Consider the following 16072-nt stretch of genomic DNA (forward strand, 5'->3'; position numbering starts at 1 on the left):
GCGAGGCTAGTTCCGGTCCGGCCCGGCACCTGGGTCCACTTGGGACGCGCGAGCGGGGACCACTCGGCTCACCTGAGCGCGCGGACCAGCGCGTCGAGAACCCCCGACCACCCGCTCGGCGAGGGTGCGGCGAAACCGATGACCACGCCGTCCCGGTCCGAGGCCGCGCCGGGGTGCCGGAAGAATTCCAGGGGCTCGACGGTCAGCTGCTCGGCGGCGATCCGCCGCACGAGTTCGTGGCCCGTGCGCCCGGCCTGTTCGAGCAGGACGTGCAGTCCCGCGGCCGTCCCCGCCATGCGCACGTCCGGTGCGTGCCGGGCGAGCGTCTCGGCCAGGTGCCGGCGCCTGCGGCGGTACTGCGCGCGCATCGCCCGGATGTGCCGGTCGTAGGCACCCGACTCGACGAACTCGGTCATCGCCAGCTGGTTCACGAACCCGGCGGTTTCCTCCGTCTCCCCCTTCTGGGCGACGATCGACTCGATGAGGTGGTCCGGCACCACGAGCCAGCCGAGGCGCAGGCCCGGCGCCAGCGATTTGCTCGCCGTGCCCAGGTACAGCACGTGCTCGCGGTCGAGGCCCTGCAGTGCGCCGACGGGGGAGCGGTCGTAGCGGAACTCGCCGTCGTAGTCGTCTTCGATGACCAGCGCGCCGCGCCGGCGGGCCCACTCGACGATCGCCGCGCGCCGGTCGTAGCGCAGCGCGACACCGAGCGGGAACTGGTGAGACGGGGTGAGGAGGACGGCGCCGATCGCCGGTGATCCGTCCAGCGCGGACGGGTCGACGCCGTCGGCGTCGACGGCGAGGGGAACGGTTTCCAGCCCCGCGTCGGCCAGCGTACGACGCTGGGCCGGCAGGCCGAATTCCTCGACCGCCACCCGCGTGACCCCGGCCGCCGCGAGCGCGGCCGCGACGAGCCGCACGCCCTCCGCGGCGCCGCTGCACACTACGACGTTGCCGGCGTGCGCGCGCAGCCCGCGGGCCCGCGTGAGGTACCGGGCGAGAGTGTCGCGGAGTTCGCCCCGGCCGTGGGGATCCGTGTAGCCGAACGCTTCGAACGGCGCCGTGCTGACCGTCTTCTTCACCGCGCGAATCCACTCGTCGCGGGGGAACGACGACAAGTCCGGATGCCCGGCCCGCAGATCGTGGCCCGGCCGGGAGCGGGTGACGGCCGGCCGCGGTCGTTCGGCGACGAAGTCGGCCACCTGTTCCGAAACCTTGGTGCCGGAGCCCTGAAGCCCGGTGAGCCAGCCCTCGTTGATGAGCTCGGAGTAGACCCGGACCACGGTGTTGCGGGCCACCTGCAGGTCGGCGGCCAGGGCGCGGCTCGACGGCAGCCGGGTCCCGGGCGCGAGCCGGCCGGCACGGATCGCGTCGCGGACCGCGTCGGTGAGGCTGGCCCGCACGTTCCCGTCGAGCCGCCCCAGGTGCAGGTCGAGGCCCGTCGTCCGGGGGCGGCGCTCAGCCGCTCGATCGCTCACGGGTCAACGATAATGGCTGCTCACGATGCCGCTGGGCCAACCTCGGATCGAGCCACGGACCCGTCGTCGCAGCCGGACTGTGGGTGGCGGTCGACGCGTCCGACGTCGCCGCGCAGCGATTCCGCCCCGCCGTCGTGGCCGACTACACCTCCGGCGCCGAACTGGGAGTCCGGGGCACCCCTTGTTCATCGACGGTCGCGGCTACCAGGGCCGGATCCGCTTTCCCGCCCTCCGCTCGGCGGTGCGGCCGCGCTCCCCGTCCGGCCGTAATGGACCTTTCAGTCTGATCTTTCTGGTCCTCCACCCGACTGTGAGCCAGGTTTCGATACAAGCACTGGACTAAATGGTCCTCTTTCCGGCATGATGAGTCCCGGAGAACGAAGCCGAGCGATCGCGGGAAAGGGCCACCACGGTGACTGAGCAGCTGGGTTTCGCGACGAGGCCGGCGGCCGACAGGGCCCTGAAGCTGTCCTCGGCCGTCGTGACCACCGACGGCGGTGACCACCTGGTGCCGTGGGAACTCTCGGTCAGCGCACAGGTGTTGGGCGAGACCGAGATCATGCTCGCCACGACCCACCGGCCGGGCGGGAGCACGGCCGACGGCCACCACGAACTCCACGTCAACGCGATCCTGCTGAGCATGATCCCGGACGTGATCCACCTCGCCGGCCGCGGCGCGCCCCGGACCGGGTCCTGCACCCTGACGTTGACCTTCTCCGAAGGGGACGCCTCCAGGAGCGCATGGACCACGACGTTCGAGGTACCGGGTTCGCCGCTCGGAGATTCGACCTGGCACCTCACCGTGCCCTTCGGCCCCAGCGCCGGAAGAAGACCTCAGGAGAAGTGAAATGACCGCCGAGATGGACGTCCGACGCAACGGCGACACCGGATCGTACGAAGCCGTGGTCGACGGACAGGTCGTCGGCATGATCGTCTACCACGTCCCGCGCGGCGCGCAGCGGGTGACGTTGAGCCACACGATCGTCGAACCGGGTTACCGGGGCCGAGGCATCGCCACCCGGCTCGTGAAGCACGCACTGGACGATCTGCGCGCCCGAGACCGGAAGCTCACCAACTACTGCACCTTCGTCGCGGACTACATCGCCGATCACCCCGAATACAAGGACCTGGTCGACGGCCGGTTCCCCGGGCGGGCGACGGTGCCCGAGCGCGCGCCGCGCGATCACGTGGGAGTGCGGAGGTGACCCGGGCGTCGCATGCGGTCGAAATCGACGGACCGCTGATCCGGACCGCTCGCCTCCACCTGACCCCGTGGACCACCTCCGACGCCGAAGCGGCGCTGGGCATCTTCGGGGACGGGGAAGTGGCCCGGTGGCTGGCACCGGCCGTCGCGCGGGTTCCGGACCTGGCCGCCATGCGGCAGCTTCTCGACGGCTGGATTTCGGGCGCCGAGCCGCCGGCCGGCCGGTGGAAGATCGCCGAACGCGCCGGTGGACGCGTGGTGGGCGCGGTCTCGCTGCTGCCGCTGCCGCCCGACGACATCGACCTCGAGATCGGCATCCAGATCGCCCGGAACCGGTGGGGCAACGGTTACGCCGGAGAAGCCGGCGACGCGGTCGCCCACTACGCGTTCGACGCCGGCTTGGACGAGATCTTCGCCGTCTCGCGTCCGGCGAACCGGCGCGCCGCGGCAGCCGCGCGCCGGATGGGAATGGACTGGGTCGGGCAGACCGGCAAGTACTACGGCACGCGGCTCGACGTGTTCCGCCTGCGCCGGTACGACCTCGACGTCCCGGGCGGCCTGGCGCCGCCGGAAGAGCCCACCGAAACCTGACCGACGCACGCCGAAAGAGAAACGACCATGCCTGGGACCCTTCCCGACCGATGCGGTACCTACGCGATCGGCGGACACGAAATCACCCGGCTCGGGCTCGGGACCGCCCAGATGAGCGAGTCCGGCGTCTGGAGCCATCCCGAGGACGCCGCCGAAGCGAAGCGAGTTCTCCGGGAAGCAGTCGATCTCGGGGTGAACCTCATCGACGTCGCCGAGTCGTCCGGGCCCTTCGACTACGAGGAACTGATCGCCCAGTCGCTGAGCCCGTTTCCGGACGATCTGCTGCTGATGATCAAGGGCGGGCTGATCCGGACGCCCCAAGGGGAGTGGGAGCCGTTGCCGCGGCCTTCGTTCCTCCGCAAGCAGATCGAGACGCGGCTGTGGTACCTGAAGCTCGACCGCATCCCGCTGTTCCAGCTGCACGGGTTCAGCCCGCACGCGCCGATCGCCGACCAGCTCGGGCTCCTCACCGATCTGCGGCGGGAAGGGAAGATCGGGCAGATCGGGCTGGCGGAAGTGACCCTGGCCGAACTGCGGGAAGCCCGTGAGTTCGCGGACATCGCGACGATCCAGGTGGAGTACAACCTCGTCAACCGCGCGGCCGACCCGCTCGTGGACTACGCGGAATCGGCGAACATCGGGTGCATCCCGTGGCTCCCGCTGGCGACGGGTGCACTGGCCGGCGACGACGGCCCGCTGGCGGAGACGGCCCGGCGGCGTGGTGTCTCGCCGGCACAGATCGCCTTGGCCTGGCTCCTGAACCGCTCGCCGGCGCTGCTCCCCACCCCCGGCACGCTGAGCGTCCGGCACCTGAGGGAGAACGTGGCCGCAGCCGACATCCGGCTCACGGCAGCCGAAGTCACCGACCTCGATCGGTTGGTGCCTCGACCGTAATTCGCGGCGAGGACAGCCAGCACGTGAAGGGTGCTCACCGTGACCGGTTCGGAGATCGTCCTGGCGCGACCGGTGAGCGTTCCGGTCCGGTCTCGGCAAGGCCGGCGGATTCTGGTCGCGACGGTCCTCGGCGCCGGTATCGCGGGCATCGACGCGAGCGTCGTGAACGTCGCTCTGCCCGAAATCGGCCGGGACCTCGGCGCGAGCTTCGCGTCGCTGCAGTGGACGGTGACCGGGTACACCCTCAGCCTCGCCTCGCTCATCCTGCTCGCCGGTGCGCTGGGGGACCGGTACGGGCGCAGGAGGATCTTTCTCGCCGGGGTAGCGGTTTTCACCTTCGCCTCGGTGCTGTGCGCGGCCGTCCCCGACGTGGGATCGCTCGTCGGCGCGCGGATCCTGCAAGGCGTCGGCGGTGCGCTCATGGCGCCCGCGAGCATGGCCATCCTGCAGGCGACGATCGCGCCCGGCGACCGCCCGGCGGCGATCGGAACCTGGTCCGGGTTCGCCGGGATCGCGGGAGCTCTCGCGCCGTTCGCCGGCGGGTGGCTGCTGTCGCTGGGGTCGTGGCGCTGGATCTTCCTGATCAACGTGCCCGTCGCGATCGTCGTGCTGGTGATCAGCCTGCGCCACCTTCCGGAGACGCGCGACGACGGCTCGTCCGGAATGGACTGGGGTGGTTCGGCACTGGCTTTCGCTTCCCTCGCGGCGGTGACGTACGCGTTGACCGTGCTGCCGGCCGACCCGAGCCGGCCGTGGGGCCTGGTGAGTGCGGTCGTGGCCGTGGGAGCGGGAGGCGGGTTCGCCTGGTACGAAAGGCGGACGACGTCGCCGATGCTGCCCGCGACGTTGACGAAGTCCCGGCCGTTCGTCACCATCAACGTGATCACGTTCGTCATCTACGGCGCGTTCGGCGTGTTCTCCGTGATCTTCACGATCGCGCTCGAGACGGTCGCCGGGTACAGCCCCGCCGAGGCCGGCAGCACCCTGTTGCCGATCACGGTCCTCGGCCTCGCGCTGTCGCGGTTCAGCGGCCGGCTCGCGGCCCGGATCGGGCCCGGACCGCAACTGGCGATCGGTCCCGTGCTGTGCGGCACGGCGGCACTGCTGACCTTGCGGGTCGGGCCGGAGACCGGCTACTGGAGCGTCGCCGTCCCGCTCGAGTGCGTGTTCGGCCTCGGGACCGCGACGATGGTGGCGCCGTTGACATCCGTCGCCCTGTCGTCGCTGCCAGGCGGTCACGTGGGCGTCGCATCCGCGGTCAACAACACCGTGGCGCGCGCGGCGGGCTTGGTATGGCTCGCGGGCCTCCCGCCACTGGTCGGGCTCACCGGTGATTCGTACACGCAGGCCGAGGCTTTTCTGCGCGGCTACCGGCCGGCGTGCGTGATTTGCGCCGTTGCGATGTTCGTCTCGGGTGCTATCGCCGCGGCGGTGGGGTTGCCGAAGATCGATCGTGGAGAGGGCGGTTCGCATGACAACGTCTGAGGTCGGCGGGCGAGTCCTGGTCGACGGACGGAGCTTCGACCCCGAGTCCGCCCTCTGGGTCCGGGAACTCAGCCCGGGCAGCCCGGCCTTCGAAGCCGCTTGCCGCAGGCTGTACGCGATGCTCTGCAAGATCGCGAAGAGAGAGACCGTTCGCAGGTCGCCGCTGCTGCGGCTGACCGGTCCGGAGCTCGAGGACCTGGCTCATCAGGCCGCGGCCGACGCGCTCATGCGGATCACCGGGAAGATCGGCGAGTTCCGCGGTGACGCGCAGTTCACGACCTGGGCCTTCAAGTTCGTCCTCTTCGAGGTTTCGACCAAAGTCGGCCGGCACTTCTGGCGCGACCACCGGGTGTCCCTCGACGACGGCGAGACCGACCGCGCCCCGGCAGCCGTCGGCGACGAACCGCTTCACCAGGTGGAGGCGAACGAGCTGCGCGCTGCCCTCGGCCACGCCGTCGAGAACGCGCTGACCGAACGCCAGCGGACCGTCTTCGTCGCGCTGGCCGTCGACAACATCCCGATGGACGCCCTCGCGGCGAAACTGGACACCAACCGCAACGCCATCTACAAGGCGATGTTCGACGCCCGGCGCAACATCCGCGCCCACCTGGTGGCGAACGGCTTCCTGTCCTGACCGGATCCGCGCCACGCCAAGTTGCGCGCCTCGACGACTGTGTACTCCGCGAGAGTTCCGTCGCGGGTCCAGTCGGTCAGGCCGAACACGCGCCGGCCGACCGACAGTCCGGCGGCGCCGAGAGGTCGGCGAGCTTCGCCACGTCCGGATCGGAGCGCTCCGCCAGTTTCATCCCCGACCTGCCCGCGGCCTGGTCTTACACCCCGGTGGGCCGCAGCGACCGGGGAAGCCCGTCGACCACCAGCCGGTAGGAGCCGACCACGAGCTCCTTCACCAGCTCCTCGTCGACGGTGCCGCCGCCCTCCACCGTGATCCAGTGCGTCTTGTTCATGTGATAGCCGGGGGTGATGTCCGAATGCTGCTCGCGCAACGCGGCGGCGTGGTCCGGGTCGGCCTTCAGGATCACGACCGGGTGACCCGGCAGGTCGGTCATGAGCAGGAAAACCTTGCCGCGCACCTTGTAGAGGTCCCAGTCGGGCGCGGATCGACGTTCGAGGTCGGTGCCCGGGAGATCCGCGGCGCAGTCACCGGCGATCTGCTGCAGCTTCTGTGCGTCCATGGTCAGATGGCCAGCCCGGCGCCGCCGGACACCACGATCTCCTGCCCGGTCACGTACGCGGCCTCGTCCGAAGCCAGGAACGCGACGGTACCGGCGATGTCCTCGGGCCGGCCGAGGCGGCCGAACGGGTTCTGCTCCGCCATCGCCTCCATCGTCGCCGCGACGTCGTCGGATGCCGTGCCGAGCGCGGTACGCGTCATGGGGGTGTCGGTGAATCCCGGGCTCACCGCGTTGATCCGGATGCGGCGCGGGGCGAGCTCCAGGGCCAGGGTCGGGATCATGGCCAGCATCGCGCCGTGCGACCCGGCCGCGACGCTGTTGCCGGGGAGGCTGCGGGTGGCTCCGATGCCGACGGTGACGATGACCGAAGCGCCGTCGGACAGCAGCGGCAACGCCTTGGCCAGCGTGAAGAACTGGCCCTTGGTGTTGACGGCGAACACCTCGTCGTACGCGGCTTCATCGCAGTTTTCCAGGGTCATCGGAAGGCTGACGCCGGCGTTCAGGAACAGCGTCGTCAAGCTTCCGAACCGGGCTCCGACTTCGGCGACGACTTTGTCCGTGTCCGCGAGTGAGCGTGCGTCCGCTTGCAGGACCAGAACGTCCCCGGGCAGTTCCTCTCTCGCCCGGGTGACGCTTTCCGTGCGTTGTCCGGTGACCGCGACGCCGTATCCGCGGCTGTGCAGGGCCTCGGCGGCCGCCTTCCCGATCCCGCTGGTACCGCCGGTGATCAGGACCGTACGTGCCGACATGGTGATCACTCCACTTGGGTTCGTCGTTTCGAGGGGAAGTTCAAGGCGTCGCGGCTCATCATGCCGCAAAGAGGACTGTATAGTCCAACTGTCGATCGAGAGGGATGTGATTTGATGCGAGGCGCCGCACCCGGACCCGACATCGCCCGGCGCGGTGGACGGCGTTCGCTGGCTTTCCCGGCCGGGATGGTGTCCCTGGTGGCGTCGTTCGCCGCGGTGGGCTCCACGATCCCGCTGTTCAACATCTACCGGGCCGAGGAGGGGTTCACCAACGCCGACATCTCGATCACCGTCGTCGCGTACTCCGTTGCCACCCTCGGCACTTTGCTGGTGCTGGGCCGGGTCTCCGGCCACGTGGGGCGGCGGCCCATCTCGATCGCGAGCCTCGGTCTGCTCTTGGCGGGCTGCTTGCTCCTGCTGGAGGTGCACCACATCGGAGTCCTGATCGCGGGCCGGCTCCTGATGGGTTTCGGCGCCGGCCTGGCCAGCAGCAGCCTCACGTCCTACATCGTCGACGCCGCGCCGGCCAGGCCCGCCTGGCTGGCTTCGGTCGCGTCGAGCCAGACGGTCATGCTCGGCCTCGCCGTCGGCGCCATCGGTTCCGGCGCCCTGGTGCAGTTCGGTCCTTGGCCGCGCCGGCTGATCTACCTGGTGGTGAGCGGCCTGCTCCTGCTCTCCGCCGCGCTCATCGTCGTCAGCCCGGAAACCGTGACCCCGACCCCGGGCGTCCGGCGATCGCTGCGTCCCCGGGTCCGCGTTCCGGCCGCGGTCAAGCACCTGCTCCCCGTCGCAGCGGCGGTGTTGCCGGCGACCTGGGCGGCCGGAGCCTTCTACCAGGCCTTCGTGCCGGCGCTCGTCGAAGACCAGCTGCACACGCGCAGCCCGCTCGCCCTCGGGCTGGTGTTCGCCGCCTACATGGGACCGAGCGTGCTCGGCGCGCCGATCAGCGGCCGGTTCGCGCCCGCGGTGGCGCAGCGGGCCGGCATGATCGGGTTCCTGTCCGGCATGACCGGCATCATCGCGGCGATCGCCACCGGTGCACTGGTGCTGTTCTTCGCGGCGACCGTCGTCGCGGGTGCGAGTCAAGGCGTCGCGATCAGCGCCGTCACCCGCGGCCTGCTGGCGGGCAGCGGAGTGGACGACCGGGCATCGATCTTCACGGTCGTCTACCTCCTTTCCTACTCCGGCGCGACGATTCCCGCCCTCATCGCCGGCCGGCTTTCCACGACGTTCTCGCTTCCGCAGATCGCCGTCGGGTACGGCGGGCTCGCCCTCGTCGCCACGGTGTTCACCGTGGTGGCCGCCCGAAATCCCTGACCCGCCGCGGCGACGGCTTCGTCATCGGAACTGCCGTGCGCGCGGTGCCCGGTGGCTGCGTCGCGGCGCCGCGCGCGGCGTGAGCTCGAGAACGCGGACCACCCGGTACCGGTGTGGTCGCCACGGCAGGTAGAACGCCTCGACCTCCTCGTCGGCCAGCGGCCGGCCCGCCAACGCCAGGCCGGTCATCCGGCCGAGGCCGAAGTCGCCGAGCGGGAGCGCGTCGGCGTCGCCGAGCGCGCGGTGCCCGACCTGCGCCGCGGTCCACACGCCGACACCCGGCATCGCCGACATCAGCCGGTAGGCGCGGGCCGGGTCGGCGGCGGCCCGTTCGAGTTCGCCCGCGTGCCCGGCGGCGAGCATGACGGTTTTCGAGCGCCGCAGGTCGACGCCGGCTTGCCGCCAGTCCCAGATCGGGATGTTCGCCCACGCGCCGGGGGAGGGCATGACCCGCATCGTTTCGGGCGCCGGTCCCGGCGCCGGGGTGCCGTGTACGCGGAGCAGCCGGGCCCAGGCGGCTTGGGCGTCCAGGCCGACGACCCGCTGCTCGAGGACCGCGGGAACGAAAGCCTCGAACAGCCGTCCCGTGCGCGGCACCCGCAGGCCCGGCAGCCGGTGCCAGGCTCGTTCGAGAACCGGGTGGGCCGGCCGGAACTCCTCGGGGTGGTCGTGGACACCGAGCTCGGCGGGGATGTTCTCGAGGAGCTCGTCGGCCCCGGGGCCCCACGCGTCGACGTCCAGGTCGTCGAGGCGCTGTTGCCGGATCCGGTAGGTGGCCGGTCCCGACGAGGTCAGAGCCGTCCGCCACAAGCTGCCGTCGGCTTCCTCGCGGTGGGTGGGATCGTGGCGTCCGCGCCGCAGGCTCCTGAGTGTCAGCTTCGCGTTCACGGGGAAGGGTGGCTGCCAGTGCCGGGAACTCATCCATGGACTATATAGTCCAACGAAGGAAGTAAGAGCCGCCTCCGGGGCGACGCTGACGAATCACACGCCTACCGGAGGTTGATTCACCGTGTCACGTTTGGACGTTCCCGCCGCCGAGGACATCCCCGCCGGCTCGCGGCAGATCCTGGAAGGGGTCGGCGCGCAGCTCGGCTTCGTCCCGGAGATGTTCAAGGTCATCGCATCGAACCCGGCCGTGCTCGAGGTCGTCACGAGTTTGCCGGGCGCGCTGAGCCGGGTGCTGGACGCGCGGACCCGCCACAGCATCGCGCTGTCGGTGTCGGAGGCGAACGGTTGCGACTACTGCCTGGCCATGCACACGTACGTGTCGTCGGAGTTCGGCGGCATGTCGGACGAGGACATCGCCCTGGGTCGCGCCGGCAGCTCGGTCGACCCCAAGCGCGCCGCGGCCGCCGGCTTCGCGCACCGGCTGGTGGACAGCCGTGGCCGGGTCACTGACGAGGACCTGGCCGGCGTGCGTGCGGCCGGGTACACCGACCCGCAGATCCTGGCGATCATCGCGGTCGCGGTGCAGGCGTTGCTCACCAACTTCATCAACAACGTCAACCAGACCGGCATCGACATCCCCGCCGCCCAGGCGGCAGAACCGGCGAAGGTGCGAAATGCCGGGCTCTGAGCTGTACGAAGAATTCATGGCGCTGCACACCCGCGAAGGCGGCCTCGTCATGCCGAACGCCTGGGACGGCCTCTCCGCTCTGGTGCTGGCCGATGCCGGTTTCGAGGCCATCGGTACCTCGTCGGCGGCACTGGCCGCCACGCTCGGCCGGCCCGACGGCAGGCACGAAGTCACCCGAGGCGAGCACCTCGAGCACGCCCGGCTGCTCGGCCGGCTCACCGGGTTGCCGGTGAACGGGGACTTCGAGGACGGTTACGGCGACACGCGCGAAGCCGTCGCGGCGACCGTCGAAGCCGCGGCCGAGCACGGCTTGGCCGGCATCGGGATCGAAGACACCTCGGGACGGCCCGACCGGCCGATCCGCGACTTCGACGAAGCCGTCGACCGCGTGCGCGTCGCCGTGGCCGCGGCGAAGCGGCGGATCGTCGTCACCGGCCGCACGGACAACTTCATCCAGGGCCGGCCGGATCTCGACGACACCATCCGGCGCTTGACGGCCTTCGCGGAGGTCGGCGCGGATGTGGTGTACGCGCCGTTCCCGCCCGACCTCGAAGCACTCCGCGCGATCGTGGCAGCCGTCGCGCCGACGCCGGTCAACGTTCTCGTGTCGCCCGCGGACAAGGTCCTCAGCGTCGCGGAATTGCGGCAGGCAGGCGTGAAGCGGATCAGTTTGGGCCCGTTCCTCTACGCCGGTGCGATGGCCGCACTCGAACAGGCTGCGAAGGCGCTGGTCGCGGGTGACCTCGCGACCGCCACCGCGGGAATGGGCTTCGACCGGATCGGTGAACTGATCGCCGGTGCCAAGAACTGACGTACCCCGACAACCAGGAAGAAGAGGCACACCGACATGGATCTCGACAAGCTGATGAACCAGCACCTCACCAGGGCGTTCGACGGCAGCAAAACCATCCCGGACGAATCACTCCAGCAGCTGCTGCGGTTCCTGCGGTCCGCGCCGACGTCGACGAACATCCAGCCCAACCACTTCTACGTCCTCGCGTCGGCCGAGGCCAAGAGGCAGCTCGCGGACAACCTGGGGGAGCGGTTCCAGGACAACAGCGGGAAGATCCTGAACGCCTCGCACGCCCTCATCCTCACCACCCGGGCCGACGTGCCGGACAGCCACCTCGACGAGGTGTTCGGCAAGGAAGACGCCGACGGCCGCTTCCCCGACCCGGCGAAACGCGCGATGTGGCAGTACATGACGCGGGACTTCCTGAGCCTGCGCAATTACGCTTACAAGGATCTCAACCACTGGATGGAAAAGCAGACGTACATGGTGATGGGGATGACCATGATGGCGGCGGTCGAACTCGGCTTCGACGCGACGCCGCTGGAGGGGTTCGACCCGACCAGCGTCGACAAAGCGTTCAAGATCCGGGAAACCGGGCACACCACGACCGTGCTGATGGCTCTGGGCTATCCCGACCGGGAAAAGGCCTACAAGGGACCGATCTCGCGGTTCGAAGCAGACCGGCTGTTCACCTTCATGTAGAGCCGGACGCGGTGACCAGCTGGTGTTCGACGTGAAGCGGAGGATCGTGGTGCTTGCCGCTGGTGTACGGGAAATCGGTGGCCCGGTCGAGCTGTTCGACCTGCCGGAGCCGGCCGGCCCCGGTCCGGGCGAAGTGGTGGTCGACGTCGAGGCGGCCGGCGTCGGCAACTGGGACGACATCGTCCGCTCGGGGGCGTGGGACGTCGGGCTGACGCCGCCGACGGCGCTCGGCGTGGAGCTGGCCGGCACGGTTGTGGCCGTCGGCTCGAACGTGCGGGACTTCCGGCCGGGGGATGAGGTCCTCGGTCATCCGCTTCCGCTGCGTCACCAGGGCTGTTGGGCCCAGCGGGTGGTGGTCGACGCCGCACTGGTCGTGGCGAAGCCCCCGGGCGTGTCGTGGGAGACGGCGGCGGCGTTCCCCGTGCCTGCTCTGACCGCCGAGCAAGCGCTCTCCGAAGCGCTTCGGGTCGCCGAGAACGAGACGCTGCTCGTCCACGGCGCGGGAGGCACGACCGGCGGGTTGGCGGTGCAGCTCGCGGTCCTGCGTGGCGCGCGGGTGATCGCCACCGCCGGACCCGCGAGCGCCGATCGAGTGGTGCGGGCCGGCGCGGCCGAGGTCGTCGACCACCGCGACCGGAGCTGGCCGGACCGGGTGCGCGAGTGGGCCGGCGGTGCCGGCGTCGACACCGCCCTCAGCGCGGTACCCGGCGGCAGCGCCGACGCCGTCCGGGCCGTGCGCGAAGGCGGCCGGCTGGCGACGATCACGGGCGACCGGCGGTCGGCCGGGTGGGGCGTCGGCTTCGCGGACGTCTACGTGCGCCCGGACTCCGGGCAGCTCACGAAGCTGAGCGCCCTGCTCGGAGAGGGAAGGCTGTCCCTCTCGGTGGGCTTAACCATGCCGCTGGACGAGGCGGCGGCCGCACTCGATCGCGCGGTCCGGGGCGGCAACGGCGGTCCGGTCGTCCTGCGAACGGAATCCACAAAGGAATGGCCAGACACCTGACCCATCGTGCTCATCGCGGATCGATCGGCGAGGACGCCGAGTTCGACCTCGATGCCGGCCGAGAACGGTAAGACCGGGCACGCTCGCCGACACCAATGCACCATGAGCTCACTGACCACGCCGACGAGGGGCACCGGCGCGCTGGAACGACGTCTCGGGGAGACCGCGGACAACGCGGATCGGTGGTACAAGCTCGCCAAGGGGCTGCGACACCAGTTGAACAAGGTGTTCCCGACCCACTGGTCCTTCCTGATCGGTGAGGTGGCGCTGTACAGCTTCATCCTCGTGATCGCGACCGGCGTCTACCTGACGCTCTTCTTCGACCCGTCGATGCAGGAGGTCACCTACCACGGCAGCTTCACGAACCTGCAGGGCCTCGAGATGTCCCAGGCGTTCCGCACGACGCTGGACATCTCCTTCGACGTCCGCGGTGGGCTCTTCGTCCGCCAGCTGCACCACTGGGGTGCGCTGATCTTCATCGCCGCCACTCTTCTGCACACCTTCCGGATCTTCTTCACCGGCGCCTTCCGGCGCCCGCGGGAGGCCAACTGGGTCGTCGGGGTCCTCCTGCTCCTGATCAGCATGTTCGAGGGCTTCTTCGGCTACTCGCTCCCGGACGACCTGCTGTCCGGCACCGGGATCCGCGCGACCCTCTCGGGCATCGTGCTTTCGGTACCCGTCATCGGCACCTGGATCCACTGGGCGCTCTTCGGTGGGGAGTTCCCCGGCGACCGGATCATCCCGCGGCTGTACACGCTGCACATCCTCGTGCTGCCCGGCATCCTCCTCGCCCTGACCGGCGTGCACCTGGCACTGGTGTGGTTCCAGAAGCACACGCAGTTCCCGGGCGTGCGGGCGAAGGAAACCAACGTCGTCGGCATCCGGATCGTGCCCGAGTTCGCCCTCCACGGCGGCGCGCTCGCCGTGATGGTCACGGGCGTGATCGCGCTCATGGCGGGTCTGTTCCAGATCAACCCGGTGTGGAACTTCGGTCCGTACAACCCCGCGCAGGTGTCGGCGGGCTCGCAGCCGGACTGGTACATGGCCTGGGCCGACGGCCTGCTCCGGATCTGGCCCGCTTGGGAGGTGTACCTGGGGAACCACACGATCCCGGCGGTGTTCTTCCCCGGCGCGGTCGGCATGCCGCTGCTCTTCGGCATCTTGACCCTCTATCCGTGGATCGAGCGGAAGCTCGCGAAGGACACCGGCCATCGCAATCTGCTCCAGCGGCCCCGGGACGCTCCGGTCCGCACGGCGCTGGGCATGATGGCGCTCGGGTTCCTCCTGGTCATCGAGCTGTCGGGTTTCAACGACGTCATCGCCGACCAGTTCCACATCTCGTTGAACGCCACCACGTGGGCCGGCCGCATCGGCGTGCTCCTCGTGCCGCCGATCGCTTACCACCTGACCTACCGGATCTGCCTGGGTCTGCAGCGGGCCGACCGCGAGGTGCTGGAGCACGGCGTCGAGACGGGCATCATCCGGCGCCTGCCGCACGGTGCGTTCACCGAGATCCACCAGCCGCTGGCCGGCACCCCGCTCGACTACCAAGGCGCACCGGTGCCGAAGAAGATGAACAAGCTCGGATCCGCCGGCCGGGCCGTGCCCGGTTCACTGTGGACACCGGACCCACCGGAGGAGACCGCGGCGCTGGAACGGGAACAGACCAAGTGACCGACGACCTTCAGACATTGCGATCGGCTGGACCGCACTGCACGCCTCGAACGGCAGCCGGTCCGGAAAGGAGCCCCATGCCCCGTTCACTGGAGTCACTCAGCCCCGCCGATGGCGAGCAAGTGGCCGCGAAGAATCTGGTCGCCGCGTTGACGGCCGGGCGGATCGTCTACGAAGACGGCGCCGAACAAGTCTTCGACACCGAAGGCGTCACCACCTACGTCGAGCGCGGACACCCCACGCGTGGCGAGTGGTACGTCGACAGTCACGGCCGCTTCGCGTCGTTCTGGCCACCCAGCTACCGCGCTTCGTACGACTTGCGGTGGCTGGTCGAGGACGGCTCGATCGTCGGCCTGCGCTTCACCCACACCGAAGACGGTTCGGAGTTCTCCGGCCGCTACGCCTGAGCGCGGCCACACGGAACCGACGGTGAGAAGTCCGGCCGGCACCAGGCAACCATGACGAACGCGGTGAACGGCAAAGCGGTGCTCCGCCTGCCCCGGTCGGCGGGGAAGGCGGACCGAGTCCTGGCGGCCGTGGTCACGGGGCAAGCCGTGCTCGTGCCGGCCGACTTCTTGTTGCTGGGGCTGCTCGCCGGAAGGGTCGCGTCCGGCCCGATCTCCGGGCCGGACCGACCTCGAGCCGATCCCTGGCGCGTGGGCCGCCGGGGACGACGCCGGGATCGAGGACCTCACCGCGCCGGTCCCGGGCACTCGCACGGTGCCCAACGCCCAGCACGCCGTCCGCCAGGACAAGCTGCTCGCCCGCACCATCGCCGCGAGCCTGCGCGGCCGAACGCCGAAGAACTACCGGCACCGCAGCCTCGGCGCGGTGGCGACGCTCGGCATCGTCCAGTACCGGCGGCTGGTGCTGAAGGGCCGCTCGCCTGGCTGCTCCACCGCGGTCACCACGTGCTGGCGGTCTGGCTGACCGCCGGGTGGTCAGCAGAGTTCGCCGCCACCGAATTCGCGGATCGCGCGGACCAGGGCTTCGTGATCACCCGAACAGGCACTGCACGACTCGAGGTGCGCAGCCAACCCGGGGAAAAGCTCTGCTGGGTTCTTACCGGCGGCTGCCATCTCCGAGTAGGTGTGGAGCGCGTCGAGGGCGCGGTCACAACCGATGTCCCTCGGATCGGTCCGGAGGAACTCGTTCAGTGCGTCCCAGTCGCTCATGCCCTACCTCGGGAGTTTCGACCGCGGTCCTGGACGTTAGCAGCCGATCTTCGGTGGTTCTTACCCACACCAGATCGCCCGCCAGGCGGTGGAGCTCTTCGGCGGGCCGCGACCGGCGGCGCCTTCGTGCCTGGTGGAGAACGAGTTCACGATCGTTCTCGTTTCGTCAGCAGACGCGAATCGCCCTCGCGCTGACCTAGTGATGGACTGGATGGTCCAGCTAGAGTATCGTTCCGAA

General features: G+C 70.0%; 19 protein-coding genes and 1 pseudogene. 14 read left to right on the plus strand and 6 right to left on the minus strand.

The annotated features are described in order from the left end of the window. Positions 1-68 precede the first annotated feature (68 nt). On the minus strand, positions 69-1478 hold the full coding sequence (gene pdxR / locus BLV96_RS02185) for a MocR-like pyridoxine biosynthesis transcription factor PdxR (RefSeq protein WP_086672018.1): 1410 nt from the start codon (positions 1476-1478) through the stop codon (positions 69-71). A 412-nt stretch (positions 1479-1890) separates the two neighbouring features. Between pdxR and BLV96_RS02190 the strand changes: the two genes are divergently transcribed. From BLV96_RS02190 to BLV96_RS02215, 6 genes are read left to right on the plus strand one after another with little or no spacing between them, the layout of a single operon-like run. Next, the gene (locus BLV96_RS02190; RefSeq protein WP_086672020.1) at positions 1891-2325 is read left to right on the plus strand and encodes a hypothetical protein; all 435 of its coding nucleotides are present in this window, start codon (positions 1891-1893) and stop codon (positions 2323-2325) included. 1 nt (position 2326) lies between these two features. Continuing rightward, entirely contained in the window at positions 2327-2683 is a 357-nt protein-coding gene (locus BLV96_RS02195) for a GNAT family N-acetyltransferase (protein WP_086672021.1), read from the plus strand. Beyond that, a complete protein-coding gene (locus BLV96_RS02200; protein WP_244180013.1) occupies positions 2680-3273 on the plus strand; it encodes a GNAT family N-acetyltransferase in 594 nt (197 codons plus the stop codon). The genes BLV96_RS02195 and BLV96_RS02200 overlap by 4 nt, the downstream gene beginning before the upstream one ends. Positions 3274-3300: 27 nt before the next feature. Then, complete coding sequence (locus BLV96_RS02205; RefSeq protein ID WP_086672023.1) at positions 3301-4167, plus strand: aldo/keto reductase; 867 nt, start codon at positions 3301-3303, stop codon at positions 4165-4167. 39 nt (positions 4168-4206) lie between these two features. Further along, on the plus strand, positions 4207-5652 hold the full coding sequence (locus BLV96_RS02210; RefSeq protein ID WP_158104063.1) for an MFS transporter: 1446 nt from the start codon (positions 4207-4209) through the stop codon (positions 5650-5652). Continuing rightward, a complete protein-coding gene (locus BLV96_RS02215; protein ID WP_086672027.1) occupies positions 5639-6286 on the plus strand; it encodes a sigma-70 family RNA polymerase sigma factor in 648 nt (215 codons plus the stop codon). Before BLV96_RS02210 ends, BLV96_RS02215 begins: the two co-directional genes overlap by 14 nt. Positions 6287-6300: 14 nt before the next feature. Here BLV96_RS02215 and BLV96_RS51425 read toward each other — a convergent pair. The 3 genes and pseudogenes from BLV96_RS51425 to BLV96_RS02225 all read right to left on the minus strand — a co-directional run. Next, positions 6301-6405: pseudogene (locus tag BLV96_RS51425) on the minus strand (NADP-dependent oxidoreductase); the annotation flags it as partial. A 77-nt stretch (positions 6406-6482) separates the two neighbouring features. Continuing rightward, entirely contained in the window at positions 6483-6845 is a 363-nt protein-coding gene (locus BLV96_RS02220; protein ID WP_086672029.1) for an MmcQ/YjbR family DNA-binding protein, read from the minus strand. Between the two features lie 2 nt (positions 6846-6847). Continuing rightward, the gene (locus tag BLV96_RS02225) at positions 6848-7594 is read right to left on the minus strand and encodes an SDR family oxidoreductase (RefSeq protein WP_086672059.1); all 747 of its coding nucleotides are present in this window, start codon (positions 7592-7594) and stop codon (positions 6848-6850) included. A gap of 114 nt (positions 7595-7708) precedes the next feature. Between BLV96_RS02225 and BLV96_RS02230 the strand changes: the two genes are divergently transcribed. Beyond that, the gene (locus BLV96_RS02230) at positions 7709-8911 is read left to right on the plus strand and encodes an MFS transporter (protein ID WP_086672032.1); all 1203 of its coding nucleotides are present in this window, start codon (positions 7709-7711) and stop codon (positions 8909-8911) included. A gap of 21 nt (positions 8912-8932) precedes the next feature. Here the strand turns inward: BLV96_RS02230 and BLV96_RS02235 are convergent, their stop codons facing one another. Beyond that, positions 8933-9832 (minus strand): DNA-3-methyladenine glycosylase family protein, encoded by a 900-nt coding sequence (locus BLV96_RS02235; RefSeq protein WP_086672034.1) that lies wholly within the window; start codon positions 9830-9832, stop codon positions 8933-8935. Between the two features lie 88 nt (positions 9833-9920). Here BLV96_RS02235 and BLV96_RS02240 point away from each other — a divergent pair, with 88 nt between their 5' ends. The 7 genes from BLV96_RS02240 (at position 9921) to BLV96_RS02270 (ending at position 15589) form a co-directional block, all read left to right on the plus strand. Continuing rightward, entirely contained in the window at positions 9921-10487 is a 567-nt protein-coding gene (locus BLV96_RS02240) for a carboxymuconolactone decarboxylase family protein (RefSeq protein ID WP_086672036.1), read from the plus strand. After that, positions 10474-11298, plus strand: coding sequence for an isocitrate lyase/PEP mutase family protein (locus BLV96_RS02245; protein ID WP_086672038.1), 825 nt, complete (start codon positions 10474-10476; stop codon positions 11296-11298). Before BLV96_RS02240 ends, BLV96_RS02245 begins: the two co-directional genes overlap by 14 nt. 36 nt (positions 11299-11334) lie before the next feature. Next, on the plus strand, positions 11335-11982 hold the full coding sequence (locus BLV96_RS02250; RefSeq protein ID WP_086672040.1) for a nitroreductase family protein: 648 nt from the start codon (positions 11335-11337) through the stop codon (positions 11980-11982). Between the two features lie 31 nt (positions 11983-12013). Continuing rightward, positions 12014-12985: an NADP-dependent oxidoreductase gene (locus BLV96_RS02255; RefSeq protein ID WP_143050906.1), complete on the plus strand. Its 972-nt coding sequence runs from the start codon at positions 12014-12016 to the stop codon at positions 12983-12985. 102 nt (positions 12986-13087) lie between these two features. Next, the gene (qcrB, locus tag BLV96_RS02260) at positions 13088-14659 is read left to right on the plus strand and encodes a cytochrome bc1 complex cytochrome b subunit (protein ID WP_086672044.1); all 1572 of its coding nucleotides are present in this window, start codon (positions 13088-13090) and stop codon (positions 14657-14659) included. A 77-nt stretch (positions 14660-14736) separates the two neighbouring features. Then, a complete protein-coding gene (locus BLV96_RS02265) occupies positions 14737-15066 on the plus strand; it encodes a hypothetical protein (protein ID WP_086672047.1) in 330 nt (109 codons plus the stop codon). 313 nt (positions 15067-15379) lie between these two features. Beyond that, on the plus strand, positions 15380-15589 hold the full coding sequence (locus tag BLV96_RS02270) for a hypothetical protein (RefSeq protein WP_208608110.1): 210 nt from the start codon (positions 15380-15382) through the stop codon (positions 15587-15589). An 11-nt stretch (positions 15590-15600) separates the two neighbouring features. On the opposite strand, the gene BLV96_RS49010 is transcribed toward BLV96_RS02270, so the two are convergent. Further along, complete coding sequence (locus BLV96_RS49010; protein ID WP_143050907.1) at positions 15601-15834, minus strand: hypothetical protein; 234 nt, start codon at positions 15832-15834, stop codon at positions 15601-15603. Between the last annotated feature and the right edge of the window lie 238 nt (positions 15835-16072).

It is taken from the genome of Amycolatopsis pretoriensis, from assembly GCF_900107925.1.
Lineage (GTDB): Bacteria > Actinomycetota > Actinomycetes > Mycobacteriales > Pseudonocardiaceae > Amycolatopsis > Amycolatopsis pretoriensis.

Coding starts and splice junctions, on each gene's coding strand:
- BLV96_RS02225 (WP_086672059.1), bottom strand. CDS start 7,594: ATGTCGGCACGTACGGTCCTGATCACCGGCGGTACCAGCGGGATCGGG.
- BLV96_RS02265 (WP_086672047.1), top strand. CDS start 14,737: ATGCCCCGTTCACTGGAGTCACTCAGCCCCGCCGATGGCGAGCAAGTG.
- BLV96_RS02215 (WP_086672027.1), top strand. CDS start 5,639: ATGACAACGTCTGAGGTCGGCGGGCGAGTCCTGGTCGACGGACGGAGC.
- BLV96_RS02250 (WP_086672040.1), top strand. CDS start 11,335: ATGGATCTCGACAAGCTGATGAACCAGCACCTCACCAGGGCGTTCGAC.
- BLV96_RS02230 (WP_086672032.1), top strand. CDS start 7,709: ATGCGAGGCGCCGCACCCGGACCCGACATCGCCCGGCGCGGTGGACGG.
- BLV96_RS02245 (WP_086672038.1), top strand. CDS start 10,474: ATGCCGGGCTCTGAGCTGTACGAAGAATTCATGGCGCTGCACACCCGC.
- BLV96_RS02235 (WP_086672034.1), bottom strand. CDS start 9,832: ATGAGTTCCCGGCACTGGCAGCCACCCTTCCCCGTGAACGCGAAGCTG.
- qcrB (WP_086672044.1), top strand. CDS start 13,088: ATGAGCTCACTGACCACGCCGACGAGGGGCACCGGCGCGCTGGAACGA.
- BLV96_RS02195 (WP_086672021.1), top strand. CDS start 2,327: ATGACCGCCGAGATGGACGTCCGACGCAACGGCGACACCGGATCGTAC.
- BLV96_RS02220 (WP_086672029.1), bottom strand. CDS start 6,845: ATGGACGCACAGAAGCTGCAGCAGATCGCCGGTGACTGCGCCGCGGAT.
- BLV96_RS49010 (WP_143050907.1), bottom strand. CDS start 15,834: ATGAGCGACTGGGACGCACTGAACGAGTTCCTCCGGACCGATCCGAGG.
- BLV96_RS02205 (WP_086672023.1), top strand. CDS start 3,301: ATGCCTGGGACCCTTCCCGACCGATGCGGTACCTACGCGATCGGCGGA.